The organism is Dactylosporangium vinaceum (assembly GCF_019904175.1).
Classification (GTDB): Bacteria; Actinomycetota; Actinomycetes; order Mycobacteriales; family Micromonosporaceae; genus Dactylosporangium; species Dactylosporangium vinaceum.
Window position 1 is genome coordinate 5,355,408 of sequence record NZ_CP061913.1, and the last position, 12,523, is coordinate 5,367,930.

Consider the following 12,523-nt stretch of genomic DNA (forward strand, 5'->3'; position numbering starts at 1 on the left):
AGCCGTCCTCAGCGCCGACCGTCGTCCAACCGCATCGTGATCATGGTCTGCTGCCCGGCCGCCACCGTCACCGCCAAGCCGACCGGCCGCCGGACCGGCTCACCGCTCCTCGATGCCGGTCCCCGGTCGTGGGCGAGCGGGCGTGCCCGCCGGCGACGGTCACGAGCTCGACGCCTCGCCGGTGCCGATCCCGGCGGGCTCAGTCGGCGGCGGCCCGGGCGGCGATGGCCCGGGCGCAGTCCAGGGCCTCGCGGTGCGTGGTGTCCACCTCGAGGTCGTAGCGGACGCCGCGGTGCACCAGTTCGGCCTGAGACCTCGCCATGCCCGCGGCCCGGTCACCCCGGGCGACCTCCCGCGCCGCGGCGACCTCGGCGTCGCACCGGACGCCGACCCAGAGCACGCCGAGCCCGTCGAGGACCGCGGCCCAGTTCCTCTGCGTCAGGGCCCCGCCGAGGAAGACGTCGTCGATGATGACGCCGGCCCCGGCCCGCGCGGTCGCGGCGACCCCCGCCATCCACGCCGACTGGAGTCTGTCGAACGCGGGCCCGACGCGGACGCTGCCGTCGGCGCCGATCGCGACCCCGCCCTCGCCCGACGCCGTGGCGACAGGCATGGCCTCGATCAGCCGGTCGACCCCGAAGGCGAGCCACGGCACCGGCAGCACGGCCTGCAGGCATCTGACGATTCCCGACTTGCCGGAGCTGGACCCGCCGTTGAGCACGATCACCTGGACAGCCACGCCGCCGAGCGTAGTCGCCGGCCTCGCGGTCGAACGCTCCTGGCGCGCGGCCGCGCGGCGCTCCGGCAGCCGACCCGCGCGGTCGAAGTATCGCCGCGATGCGCGCCCCCAGGAGCCGACCCGGTGGCACCGCAATGGCGCGCAACGCTAAAAGAATGCAGAAAGTGTTATGGGCCGCCGGTCTGGGAAGTCGCCATTCCCGGCTCGGGAAAGTTACATCGCCTATTGCTCGTGGTCGATGGTAATTGAAGCTGTCACCTTGAATTGCCATTGCATTTCTGACACCGTCGGCGCCGCGCGGTCAGCGCTCACAGCTTCGCTTTCTGGAGGACCCATGAAGCCTCTGCACCGACTGGCGACCGGATTGGGGCTGGCCGCCGCGCTCGCGGTGGCCGCCACGACCCTGACGATCGGGCCCGCCGGCGCCGAGTCGAACGGGGGCGTGCGGGTCATGCCGCTGGGTGACTCGATCACCGAAGGCACCCAGGTGCCGGGCGGCTACCGGATCGGCCTGTGGCAGCGCGTGAACGCCGGGGGCTACCGGGTCGACTTCGTCGGCTCGCAGTACAACGGCCCGTCGAGCCTGGGCGACCACGACCACGAGGGGCATCCCGGCTGGCGCATCGACCAGATCGACGCGAACATCACCGGCTGGCTGCGCACGTACAACCCGCACACGGTGCTGCTGCACATCGGTACGAACGACATCCTGCAGAACTCCAACGTCTCCGGTGCGCCGGGGCGGCTCTCGACGCTCATCGACCACATCACGGCCGCGGCGCCGAGCGCCGAGGTGTTCGTCGCCACGATCATCCCGCTGGGCAACGCCGGGCAGGAGTCGGCGGCGCGCACGTTCAACGCCGCGATCCCCGGGATCGTGCAGAGCCGGGCCAACGCCGGCAAGCACGTGCACCTGGTCGACATGCACGCCGCGCTGACCGCCGCCGACCTCACCGACGGCGTCCACCCCACCGCCGCCGGCTACGACAAGATGGCCGCCACCTGGTACACCGCGCTGCGATCCGTGCCCGGCAGCATCGGCACCGCCGGAGGCTCGAGCTCCTCACCGCCCGTGTCGGCCTCCGCGTCGGCGTCAGCTTCGGCCTCCGCGTCGGCGTCGCCTTCCGCATCGGGCGGGGCGGGGGCGGCGTGCACGGCGACGTACGCGGTCACCGGGCAGTGGCAGGGCGGCTTCCAGGTCGCGGTCACGGTGACGGCCGGCTCGGCGCCGATCTCGGCGTGGACCGTCACGTGGCAGTTCGCGAACGGCGAGTCGGTCTCCCAGGCGTGGAGCGCGACGATCACCGCGTCCGGCGCCGCGGTCACGGCCCGCAACGTCAGCTACAACGGCGCGCTCGGCGCCGGTGCGAGCGCCCAGTTCGGCTTCCTCGGCAACTCCGGCGGCACCCCGGGCTCGCCCGCGCTGCGCTGCACCGCAGCCTGATCACGAAGGACGGATCCGTGCGACGTATCTCCCGACTCCTGCTCGCCGCGGCGGTCGCCCTCGCCGCGGGGCTCACGGCCCTGCTGCTGCCGGGCTCGCCCGCGCTGGCCGCCGGGCTGACCCGGGTGACCGGGTTCGGCAACAACCCGACGAACCTGAACATGTACATCTACGTGCCCGCGAGTGTCGCGCCCCGCCCGGCGCTGCTGGTGCTGGTGCACTACTGCAGTGGTTCGGCGAGTGGGATTTTCAACGGTAACGGGCATGACTATGTGACGGCGGCGGATCGGTACGGGTACATCATCGTGGTGCCGGAGGCGACTCGTAGCGGTAGTTGTTTCGATGTGTCGACTCCGGCGGCGTTGAGGCGTAACGGGGGTAGTGATTCGACGGGCATCATGTCGATGGTGAGCTATGCCCGGTCGCAGTATCCGAGTATCGATGCGTCGCGGATCGTGGTGTCGGGGTTTTCGTCGGGGGCGATGATGACGAATGTGCTGGCTGCGGAGTATCCGGATGTGTTCAGTGCGGCGTCGGCGTTCTCGGGTGTGCCGGCGGGGTGTTTCGCGACGTCGGACGGGTCGTTGTGGAACAGTCAGTGTTCGGGTGGCAATGTGAGCAAGTCGGCGCAGCAGTGGGGTGATCAGGCCCGGGCGATGTATCCGGGGTACTCGGGGCGGTATCCGCGGATGCAGTTGTGGCATGGGACGACTGATACGACGCTGGCGTATCCGAACTTCGGTGAGGAGATCAAGCAGTGGACGAATTTGAACGGGTTGAGCCAGACGCCGGCGTTCACTGATCATCCGCAGTCGAGTTGGACGCGGACGCGGTACGGGAACACGGGGACGCAGGCGACGGTCGAGGGTGTGAGTATCGCCGGGGTTGGGCACCAGTTGCCGATGTCGGGGCAGCTCGCGTACGCCATCGCGTTCCTCGGCCTCGACGGCGCGGGCAGCCCGCCGCCCTCGTCCACGCCGCCCTCCTCGCCGCCGGCCTCGTCGCCGCCGGTGTCGTCCCCGCCGGCCTCGTCCCCGCCGCCGTCGTCGGGCGGGTCAGCGGCCTGCCGGGTCACCGACGTCATCAGCGCCTGGAACAACGGCCTGACCAGCTCCATCACCATCACCAACACGGGCTCGGCGGCGATCTCACACTGGTCGCTGGTGTTCACGCTCCCCGGTGGGCAGACCATCACCGGCGGCTGGAACGCCACCTACAGCCCGGCCAGTGGCCAGGTCACCGCCACCGACGCCGGCTACAACGCGGTCCTGGCCCCGGGCGCCTCGACGGACATCGGGTTCCAAGCCACCCACACGGGCAACGCCGGCAAGCCGTCCGCGTTCACCCTCAACGGCGCCGCCTGCACCACCGCATGAGGTGACACGGGCCTCAGCTTGCCGCGGCCAGGAGATCCGCTGCGGCGAGCTGAGGCCCGCTCGTCGAACGCCGCCAACCCGAGACGTGCGCCGGCCCCCTCGCGATGGAGGGGGCCGGCGCCGTTCCGGTCGGGGTCAGGCCACGGTGCAGGGGATGCCGTTCAGGGTGAACGCGGACGGCTCGGCGGTGTTGCCGGTGTGGGTGGCTTGGAACCCGAGGTCCACGCTGCCGCCGGCCGGGATCGTGCCGTTGTAGCCGACGTTGCGGGCGCTCACCGCGCCGCTCGACGGCGAGATCGTGGCGTTCCAGGCGGAGGTGATCGTCTGGCCGGACGGCAGCGTGAAGGCGAGCGTCCAGCCGTTGATGGCGGCGGTGTCAGTGTTCGTGATGGTGATCGCGGCGGTGAACCCGTTGTTCCAGGTGCTCATCGTGTACGTCACCCGCGGCCCCGAGCCGCCGCCGGTGCTGCTCGGCGTGGGGCTGAGCGACGCCGACGCCGAGGCGGATGCGGAGGCCGACGCGGATGCGGAGATCGGCACCGACGGGCTCGGTGACGAGGTGGTGCCCACGTTGGCCACGAGCGTGACGGCGCTGCGGGCGGGCAGCGAGACGCTCAGCGAGCCGTTCGACATGGTGAGCGCGCTCTGCTGGGCCACGTTGCGGGTGCCGTCGGTGAGCCAGTACTGCACCGGCCCGGACGCGCTCGTGCCGGCCAGGGTGAACTGCTGCGTCACCGCCGACGTGTTCTTGTTGACGGCGACGATGACGACGGTGCTGCCACCCCGGTACGCCGAGACGAACACGTTCGTCGCCGGGTTCGCCGTCGCGTCGATGCGCGTGTAGCCGGGCCGCACGAACCGCGCGAACTGGGCCATGATGGCACCGCGCTTGCTGATCTGGCCGTCCTCGCGCATCGGGCCGTAGCTGCGCCGGATGGTCCACCACACGTAGGTCTGGAACTCGGCGTCGACCATGGCGTGGTGGATGTGCTCGCCCACGTCGAGCGCCTGCGGCCACAGGTCCCCGGAGTCGGAGCTGTTGGGGTAGTAGACCTCGGTCATCCAGAGCTCTTTGCCCGCACCCTTCTGCTTGAACAGCGGGTACGGGAAGTTCGAGTACGACGTGCCGTAGAGGTGCGCACCGATGATGTCGACGTTCGCCAGCGCGGCGGCGTCGTTGAGAATCGGGTCCGACATCGACTTCACGTACTGGAACGACTCCGGCGCGATGACCCGGGTGCCGATGACCCCGGCGTTCTCCTTGAGGAACTTCACGATTTCGGCCGACGTCCACCAGGTCCAGTCGGTCGCGTAGTCGGGCTCGTTCTGCACCGAGATCCCGTACAGGTTCACGCCGTTGTTGCGCATGTAGGTGTTGAAGTCGTTGAGGTGCTGGGCGTAGGCGGCGTAGGAGCTCGCCTTGAGCCGCTTCGCGTTGGTCTGGCTGCCCCGGGTGAACGTCTCGGTCATGCTCGCCGGCGGATTCCACGGCGACGCGAAAACCGTCGCGCCGAGCTCGACCGCCCGCTTTGCCGTGGCCAGGTCGCGGCTCCAGTCCGACTGGTTCTCGTTGACCGGAATGCGCAGCACCGAGAAGCCCAACTGGCCGTCCCCGTTGCCGAACGCGGTGGTCCGCTGGGCCGCCGTCAGGTCACCGATCCACAGCGCGTGGGCCATCCCGCCGAACCCGCGGATCGTCTGCTTCGGCGCCGACGGATTGATGTTCGCCGTGGCCGCCTCGGCCTCGGTGGCCCCGAGCACCGACGCCGCAACCGTCAGGACCGGCACGGCCCCCATGGTCGTCAGCACGGCCCTGCGGCTGACTGCCCGCCGACCGGCCGGCGGCTCTTCCCGATCTCGCGTCATGTTCCATCCTCCGATTCGGTGCCTGTAATCTCGCACCGTAAGAATGGAATCCGGGAACGTCAAAGTTTCCGATTACGAAATGCTTTGGAGCCGACGTGAAGGAATGAAAGTTCCAAATGTGTCGCGCGCTGACTTTTTCGATACCCGAGTCATAACACATTTCTTGCCTTTGCTTGTGTACCGCCGGGTCTCGGACCGGACACAGCACTCGCACGACCCCGGCGCCGTCCCCGCCCCGTCCCCGCCCTCCCGGATGGGGCGCAGGCGTTCGGCCGGCTTCGCGCGACAGGCGTCCGTCGCGCCGCCGCGGTGGCCGGCGTGCCTTGATGGTCGCGGTTCGATCGGGGATGGTGTATGTGACAGCGGCGGACAACTGAGAGCTTGGGGGAGTCGGATGATGCGTCGACTGCTTGCCGTGATCGTGGCCGGGTGGGCGGTGTCCGTGCCGGTGCTGGCGGAGCCGGCGGCGGCGGCCTCGGTCACCGGGCCGTTCGAGATCGTGTTCGCGCACTCCGGCAAATGTCTGGACGTGGCTGGGGCGACGCCGCTCAACGTGCAGCTCACGCAGTATGCGTGCACAGGGGCGTACAACACCCATTGGTATTTGGATTGGGCTTCTGACGGCGGCTATTTTCTGATCCGCAACCGGGCGACGGGGCTGTGCGCCAACGTGTCCGGCAATATCTATCTCAACGGGCAGCCGATCATTCAGTGGACGTGCAACGCGGCGTACAACAACGAGCGGTTCGTGCGCAACGCGGCGCCGGGCGGGCGATACTACATCGCGACCTGGCTCCCGACCGGCAAGGTGCTGCACCAGGAGGGCAACCAGGCGCACACCGACAACGCACCGGTGAGCCTGTGGAGCCCGAGCGTGAGCGCGCTGAACACGCAGGTGACGCTCGTCAGGCCGTGAACGGGGCGGACGAGCGGATCATCGTCGCGCCCCGACGGCGCGGTCAGGCGTGGCAGCGGACCCGGGCCAGGACCGTGTCGGGGGAGACCGAGTCGAGGTAGACGTTCAGGGCCAGCGCGTGCTCGTCGGCGCCGCGGTCGTCGGTCGTCTCGCTGCACCAGTCGCCGGCCAGGGTGACGTAGACGTATGTGGACAGTGCGTGGGCGGCGGCCAGGGCCAAGTGCTCGTCGCGGCTGCGGGCGAAGGTGGCGACCGGGTCGGCGAGCAGGAACTGGAACGTGAAGTACGGGTGGCTGCGGGCGGCGGCGGCCGTGGCGACGGCCTGGATCGCGGGCTGGGCCAGCCAGTCGCTCTGGCCGTCGAAGTCCGACAGCGGGCGGGTGCCCGGGTGGGCGGCGGCCAGCTCGGCCCACGCGTCGAACTCGCCCGCCGCGCGCCGCACCGCGCGGTCGCGCTCGGCGTCGAAGTCGATCGCCGCCTTCGCCGCGGCGTAGGCGACCCGCCGCCGGCCGGGAAGCAGCCGGTCGAGAGCCCGCCGCCGCAGGCGGAACGCGGTGCCGTCGCCGGCCGGCGCCCAGCGGTCCCAGGTCGCCGACGGGTCGTACGGCCCGCGGGTGTAGTCGTTCATGTCATACGGTGCGAGCGCCGCGGCGAGGCGCGCGGCGACGCCGGCCGGGGGTGTCGGCGGGAGGAAGACCGTGGCGTAGAAGTGCACGGCACGGCATCCTACGGTGCCGGGCGCAGCCGGGCCGCCGGCGATCGAGGCTCACCGCCGCCGGCGCGCTTGGCGCAGCCGGAGCAGGAGCCCGGCGCTCAGGGCGATGCCCAGCAGCAAGGCCGCGGCGAACAGGGCCGTGAATTGGGCCGGGACCTTCCACGCCTGCGTGTCGGTGCGCTGGTAGTTCACTGTCAGGCTGCCGGTGTCGCGCGCCGGGACGGTGTCGCCGACGGCCGCGCCGGGCGGCAGTCCGCCGCGCCTCAGGACGACGGTGGCCCGGCGGTGCGGCGGGAGTCCGGCAGGTCCGTGTAGTCGGGCAGGTCGACGCCGTTGATGGCCCGCTCGATCAGTGCGGTGAAAGCCTCCATGTCGGGCTCCGGGGCCGGCTCGGCGTCCGGGTCCGGGGCGTCCAGGCTCTGCACGTGCATGCGGCCGATCTCCTGGTTCGCCTCGACGAAGGGGCGCATCCGGGCCTCGAACGCGGCGAAGCCGGCCTGCGGGTCCCAGCCGGCCGCGGCCAGGTCTCCGGCCAGCAGGTAGGCGCCGACCAGGGCCAGGCCGGTGCCCTGCCCGGACATCGGGGACGAGCTGAACGCCGCGTCGCCGAAGAGGCCCACCCGGCCGTCTGACCAGCGGTCCATGACGACCTGGGCGACCTGGTCGAGGTAGAAGTCCGGGGTGTCGTCCAGGTGCGCGAGCAGCTGCGGCGCCCGCCAGCCGAAGCCGGCCATCCGCTCGCGCAGCAGCCGCTTCTGGGCCTCGACGTCGCGGTGGTCGACGTCGAACGTGGGCGCGGGGAAGGAGAACATGGCCATCGCCCGGGTGGCGTCCTGGATGGGGCGCAGCAGGGCGGTGCGGCCGGACTCCTTGTGCTGGCACTCGATGAGCCAGCGGTCCAGGCCGTACTCGTTCGGCACGCTGTAGAAGGCCAGCACGAGCCCCAGGTGACGGACGAACTGCTCGTGCGGGCCGAAGACCATCGCGCGCAGCGCCGAGTGCAGCCCGTCCGCGCCGATCACGAGGTCGAAGCGCCGCCGGTCGCCGCCCGCGAAGGCCACGTCGACGCCGTCCGCGTCCTGGGTGAGCTCGGCGATCCGGTCGCCGAAGACGTACTCGACCCCGTCGCGCGTGTCGTCATAGAGCACGCGGGACAGATCGCCGCGCAGGATCTCGATGTCCGCGATGTATCCGTCGCCGCCGTCGTCCTCCGCCCGGAAGGTCGCCAGCACGTTGCCGTCCACGTCCACGGTGTGGGCGCCGGCGGTCTCGGTGCGGGCCGCGCGCACCGCCGCGTCAAGGCCCATCCGCGCGATGGCGTCCTTGGCCACCCCGCGCGCGTCCACCGCCTGCCCGCCGGGGCGCAGCGCGGGGGAGCGCTCCACCACCGTCACCGCGGCCCCGCGCCGGTGCAGCCAGTGGGCCAACGCCGGTCCGGCGATGCTCGCGCCGGCCACCAACACCCTGATGTCGCTCACGACGCCCCCCACTCACCGGTCCGGATCACCGTCGGATCATATCGGCGGTCATGGCCCCGGCCGGGCCGTTACCCGGCGACGCGGCCGGTCGGGGGACGCCGGTGGGCAGTGGCCGCCCAACCCGCGCGATGCCGGCGTGAGACCGGACCGGAGCTGCGGGCCTGAACGTTCGATCATGCCCGCTGATACGCTGCGGGCGGAGGCGACCGATCGCCTCGACCACCGTACGTCGTAAGGAACCTGATGGAACTCGCCGGTACCGCCGCCATCGTCACCGGAGCCGCATCGGGCCTCGGCGCCGCCACCGCGGCCGCCCTGACCGCCCGTGGTGCTCGCGTCTACGGCTTCGACCTGCAACCGTCGACCGCTGACGGCCTCATCGTCGACGTCACCGACCCGTCGTCGGTGGCCGCCGCCGTCACGCGGGCCGCCGGGGGCCCCGAGCCGCTGCGCACGGTCGTCAACTGCGCGGGGATCGCCCCGTCGGAGCGGATCCTGGGCCGGAAGGGGCCGCACGACCTGGCCCGCTACGCGAAGGTGATCCAGGTCAACCTCGTCGGCTCCTTCAACGTCCTCACCCTCGCCGCCGAGGCCATCGCCCAGACCACTGCCGACGACCACGGCCAGCGGGGCGTCGTGGTGAACACGGCCTCCGTCGCCGCCTTCGAGGGCCAGGTCGGCCAGGCCGCGTACGCGTCCTCGAAAGGCGGCATCGCGGGGCTGACCCTGCCGGCGGCCCGGGACCTGGCGCAGTACGGCATCCGGGTGATGACGATCGCGCCCGGCATCATGGAGACGCCGATGATGGAGACGGTGTCGGAGGAGTACCGCAAGGGCCTCGCCGCCGGCGTCCCCTTCCCGAACCGCTTCGGCACCGCCGACGAGTACGCGAACCTCGTCCTGTCCATCGTGGACAACGACTACCTCAACGGCACGGTCATCCGGCTGGACGGCGCGCTGCGCATGGCCCCGCGCTGACAGTCCCGGCCACGCGGCACCGGCGGCGGGGGCCGCTTCCGGTCGGGGCGCTCCCGAACCGCACCGCAGGTCGGGCGCTGCTCGCGGTCAGCCGGGACGGTTATGGTGACGGGCATGCCCAGTAGTACGCCCGCCGGTGCCCGCACGAGCCTCGGTGATGTGTTGCGCGTGCTGCGCCTGGCCGATTCGGCCGGTGCGCGGCTGTGGATCGACGGTGGTTGGGGTGTCGATGCGCTGCTCGGGGCGCAGACCCGCGAGCACGGCGACCTCGACGTGGCCGTCGAGGGGCGCCACCTTGAGGGGCTCCTCGAGGCGCTGGCCCGCGACGGGTTCGCGGCCGTCGGGGAGGACGGGGCCACGGCGTGGAACTTCCTGATGCGCCACGGCGAGGGGGCGGTCGTCGACCTGCACGTGATCGTGCTCGACGCGGACGGCAACGGTGTGCTCGGGCCGCCGGAGGACGGCAACGCGTATCCGGCCGCCGCTCTGGCCGGCCGCGGCATGATCGGGGACCGGGCCGTGGACTGCATCGCGGCCGAGTGGGCCGTCAGGTTCCGCGACGCCTACCCGGGCGACGCCGGGGACCGCGCCGACGTCCTGGCGCTGTGCGGCCGGTTCGGGCTGGCGGTTCCCGAGCAGTACCGCGGCTGACGGCCGGCCGGCTCGGGTGCGCCTCGCCCGGCCGGAGCCGCGTCCGACCCAGCGGCTGCCGCGCTCAGTGCCGGTGCCCGAGCCGGGTCAGGGCGATCGGCTGGCCGTCCTTCGGGAACGGCAGGGAGTGGTGATCCAGTGGGGCCACATACCCAGGGTCGACGCTCCATCGGTACGTCCGCAGCAGTCGATGCAGTATCGACTTGATCTCGAGACCGGCGAAGTGCAGGCCGATGCACTTGTGCACGCCGCCGCCGAACGGGGCCCAGGCGAAGCGGTGCGAGCGGTCCTCGCGGCGGTCCGGGGAGAAGCGTTCGGGGTCGAAGGCGGTCGGGTCGGTCCAGTACTGCTCCATGAGGTGGGTGAACTGGATGCCCAGCAGGCACAGCGTGCGGGCCGGGACGTGGACGCCCTGCACGACGGTGTCCCGCACGGTGTAGCGGACCAGGACCGGGACTGGTGCGCGCAGGCGCAGGGACTCGCGCATCACCAGGTCCAGCGAGCTCAGCGACTCCAGCTCCGCCAGGTCCGGCGCCCCGCCCAGCGCCATCGACTCGGCGCGGCAGCGGTCCTGCCACTCGGGGTGCTGGCCGAGGTACTGCAGCATCGTGGAGGTGGTGATCGTCGACGTGTCGTGCGCGGCCATCATGAGGAAGATCATGTGGTTGATGACGTCGTCGTCGCTGAAGCGGTCACCGGCGTCCGTCTCGATGTGGCAGAGGACCGAGAAGATGTCGTCGGCCGGGGTGGCGCGCTTCTCGGGGAGGTACCGACGCAGAAACGCTTCGAGGGTCCTTCTTCCGCGGAACGCGCGGCCCCACCGGGTGAACGGCACGTCGGCCCGCATGATGCCGGCGGCGGCCTGGACGCACGCGATGAACGCGCGGTTGACCCGGGCCATCTCGGCCGGGCTGGTGTCGTCGGCGCCGCCCATGAACAGATCCGCGGCGATGTCCAGGGTGAGCTGCTTGAGCTGCCAATACGCGCGGAAGTCCGGGCCACCCGCCCAGCTCGCCAGGCCCTGCTCGATCGCCGGGTGCAGCTTGCGCACGTAGCCTTCCAGCCGCGGTCTGGTGAACGCGTCCTGCATGATCCGCCGGTGCGCGCGGTGCTCATCGAAGTCGATGAGCATCAGGCCGCGGTGGAAGAACGGCCCGACCAGCTGCGACCAGGCCGGCTCGTTGGCGAACGCCTTGTCGCCGTTCTGCAGCGCGGCACCGCACGCGTCGGGGCCGAGCAGCATGACCGCCCGGTTGCCGAGCAGGTACGTCGGCGCGACCGGGCCGTAGCGCTCCCAGTGCCGACGGTAGAGCGGCAGCGGGTCGCGCTGATGCTCGAAGACCTGGCCGAGCCAGGGCAGGCCACGGTCCGCACGGCGCAGGTCGGGCAGCGGAAGGAGCTCGGTCATGGCTCACCTCGCGATGGCGTCCTCGACTCCACCCCAGCCTGGTGGGGTCCGGCCGCCCTGTCAACCACACCGCCGGCGCCCGAGGCCGCGCCCGGCAGCGCAGCGCGATCCGTGTGCGCGGCGCCGGGGCGCCGGGACCCGCCCGGTCAGCCGGTCGGGAGGGCGTGGTCGAGCAGGGCGAGCAGGCGGTCCCAGTGGTGCTGCCGGGCCGCCGGGTCGAAGGCGTCGGTGTCGGGCATGGTGAAGCCGTGGACGGTGCCGGGGTAGATCTCGGAGCTGTAGGTGATGCCGGCGGCGTCCAGGACCTCGTTGAGCTGCCGCAGCTGCTCGGGTGTGAGGTCGTCGGCCGCGTGTCCGAAGTGGACCTCGGCGGTGATCGCGGACAGCACGTCCGGCCCGGCGGCGGCGACCGGGGCGTGGAAGGCGGCGAGCGCGGCGACCCGGCCGGGGTGGGCGGCCGCGGTGCGCACCGCCAGAAGTCCGCCGATGCAGTAGCCGGTCACCGCGACCGGGCCGGTGCGGACCTCGGGCCGGGCGGCGAGGAAGTCCAGATAGGCGGCGGCGTCGCGCAGGGTACGTTCGGCGGTGTGCGCCTTGATCATGGGCATGAGCCGGGCGAAGATCGCCGGGCGGGCCGCTTCGCCGATGTGCTCGGGAAGCTCGATCACCGGGGTCGGGCCGTCGCGGTAGAAGACGTTGGGGACGAGCACGTAGTAGCCCCGCGCGGCCAGGTCGCCGGCCAGCTGCCGCAGCGCGGGCCGGATGCCGAAGCCGTCCGGATACATCAGCACGGCCGGGTGCGGGCCGGCGGTGCCGGGGACCGCGGCGAGCGCGTCGGCCCGGCCGTCCGCGGTGGGGATGTGCAGCAGGTCAGGTAGTGCCATGCGGTGAGCCTACGGCCCGGTCCGGGGCGGCCGGCGGGGCCGGTTGACCTCCGGCGCGGGCGCAGCAT

General features: G+C 71.7%; 12 protein-coding genes. 5 read left to right on the forward strand and 7 right to left on the reverse strand.

Translation table 11 applies throughout. The features are described 5' to 3' along the window. Positions 1-199: 199 nt before the first annotated feature. Positions 200-739, reverse strand: a complete 540-nt coding sequence (gene cpt, locus Dvina_RS24005; protein ID WP_223104713.1) for a chloramphenicol phosphotransferase CPT — start codon at positions 737-739, stop codon at positions 200-202. Between the two features lie 334 nt (positions 740-1,073). Here cpt and Dvina_RS24010 point away from each other — a divergent pair, with 334 nt between their 5' ends. Together Dvina_RS24010 and Dvina_RS24015 are read left to right on the forward strand one after the other, a co-directional pair. After that, the gene (locus Dvina_RS24010) at positions 1,074-2,183 is read left to right on the forward strand and encodes a cellulose binding domain-containing protein (protein ID WP_223104714.1); all 1,110 of its coding nucleotides are present in this window, start codon (positions 1,074-1,076) and stop codon (positions 2,181-2,183) included. 17 nt (positions 2,184-2,200) lie between these two features. After that, the gene (locus tag Dvina_RS24015; RefSeq protein WP_380029772.1) at positions 2,201-3,559 is read left to right on the forward strand and encodes an extracellular catalytic domain type 1 short-chain-length polyhydroxyalkanoate depolymerase; all 1,359 of its coding nucleotides are present in this window, start codon (positions 2,201-2,203) and stop codon (positions 3,557-3,559) included. A 135-nt stretch (positions 3,560-3,694) separates the two neighbouring features. Here Dvina_RS24015 and xynC read toward each other — a convergent pair whose 3' ends face one another. Continuing rightward, positions 3,695-5,425 carry a glucuronoarabinoxylan endo-1,4-beta-xylanase XynC gene (xynC, locus tag Dvina_RS24020; RefSeq protein WP_246656400.1) on the reverse strand — a complete coding sequence of 577 codons (1,731 nt, stop codon included), beginning with the start codon at positions 5,423-5,425 and terminating at the stop codon, positions 3,695-3,697. Between the two features lie 436 nt (positions 5,426-5,861). Between xynC and Dvina_RS24025 the strand changes: the two genes are divergently transcribed. After that, complete coding sequence (locus Dvina_RS24025; RefSeq protein ID WP_223104715.1) at positions 5,862-6,341, forward strand: RICIN domain-containing protein; 480 nt, start codon at positions 5,862-5,864, stop codon at positions 6,339-6,341. Between the two features lie 43 nt (positions 6,342-6,384). Here the strand turns inward: Dvina_RS24025 and Dvina_RS24030 are convergent, their stop codons facing one another. The 3 genes from Dvina_RS24030 to Dvina_RS24040 all read right to left on the reverse strand — a co-directional run bounded on the left by Dvina_RS24030 (position 6,385) and on the right by Dvina_RS24040 (position 8,534). Beyond that, positions 6,385-7,056, reverse strand: coding sequence for a hypothetical protein (locus tag Dvina_RS24030; RefSeq protein ID WP_223104716.1), 672 nt, complete (start codon positions 7,054-7,056; stop codon positions 6,385-6,387). A 51-nt stretch (positions 7,057-7,107) separates the two neighbouring features. Beyond that, positions 7,108-7,248: a hypothetical protein gene (locus tag Dvina_RS24035; protein ID WP_223104717.1), complete on the reverse strand. Its 141-nt coding sequence runs from the start codon at positions 7,246-7,248 to the stop codon at positions 7,108-7,110. Positions 7,249-7,319: 71 nt separating this feature from the next. After that, a complete protein-coding gene (locus Dvina_RS24040; RefSeq protein ID WP_223104718.1) occupies positions 7,320-8,534 on the reverse strand; it encodes an FAD-dependent monooxygenase in 1,215 nt (404 codons plus the stop codon). A gap of 243 nt (positions 8,535-8,777) precedes the next feature. Between Dvina_RS24040 and Dvina_RS24045 the strand changes: the two genes are divergently transcribed. Both Dvina_RS24045 and Dvina_RS24050 read left to right on the forward strand, forming a co-directional pair. Next, the gene (locus Dvina_RS24045) at positions 8,778-9,512 is read left to right on the forward strand and encodes an SDR family NAD(P)-dependent oxidoreductase (RefSeq protein WP_223104719.1); all 735 of its coding nucleotides are present in this window, start codon (positions 8,778-8,780) and stop codon (positions 9,510-9,512) included. A gap of 114 nt (positions 9,513-9,626) precedes the next feature. Next, a complete protein-coding gene (locus Dvina_RS24050) occupies positions 9,627-10,163 on the forward strand; it encodes a nucleotidyltransferase domain-containing protein (protein WP_223104720.1) in 537 nt (178 codons plus the stop codon). Positions 10,164-10,227: 64 nt separating this feature from the next. Here the strand turns inward: Dvina_RS24050 and Dvina_RS24055 are convergent, their stop codons facing one another. Next, the gene (locus Dvina_RS24055) at positions 10,228-11,571 is read right to left on the reverse strand and encodes a cytochrome P450 (RefSeq protein ID WP_223104721.1); all 1,344 of its coding nucleotides are present in this window, start codon (positions 11,569-11,571) and stop codon (positions 10,228-10,230) included. 146 nt (positions 11,572-11,717) lie between these two features. Beyond that, positions 11,718-12,455 (reverse strand): dienelactone hydrolase family protein, encoded by a 738-nt coding sequence (locus tag Dvina_RS24060; RefSeq protein WP_223104722.1) that lies wholly within the window; start codon positions 12,453-12,455, stop codon positions 11,718-11,720. Between the last annotated feature and the right edge of the window lie 68 nt (positions 12,456-12,523).

Coding starts and splice junctions, on each gene's coding strand:
- Dvina_RS24010 (WP_223104714.1), top strand. CDS start 1,074: ATGAAGCCTCTGCACCGACTGGCGACCGGATTGGGGCTGGCCGCCGCG.
- xynC (WP_246656400.1), bottom strand. CDS start 5,425: ATGACGCGAGATCGGGAAGAGCCGCCGGCCGGTCGGCGGGCAGTCAGC.
- Dvina_RS24045 (WP_223104719.1), top strand. CDS start 8,778: ATGGAACTCGCCGGTACCGCCGCCATCGTCACCGGAGCCGCATCGGGC.
- Dvina_RS24050 (WP_223104720.1), top strand. CDS start 9,627: ATGCCCAGTAGTACGCCCGCCGGTGCCCGCACGAGCCTCGGTGATGTG.
- Dvina_RS24055 (WP_223104721.1), bottom strand. CDS start 11,571: ATGACCGAGCTCCTTCCGCTGCCCGACCTGCGCCGTGCGGACCGTGGC.
- Dvina_RS24060 (WP_223104722.1), bottom strand. CDS start 12,455: ATGGCACTACCTGACCTGCTGCACATCCCCACCGCGGACGGCCGGGCC.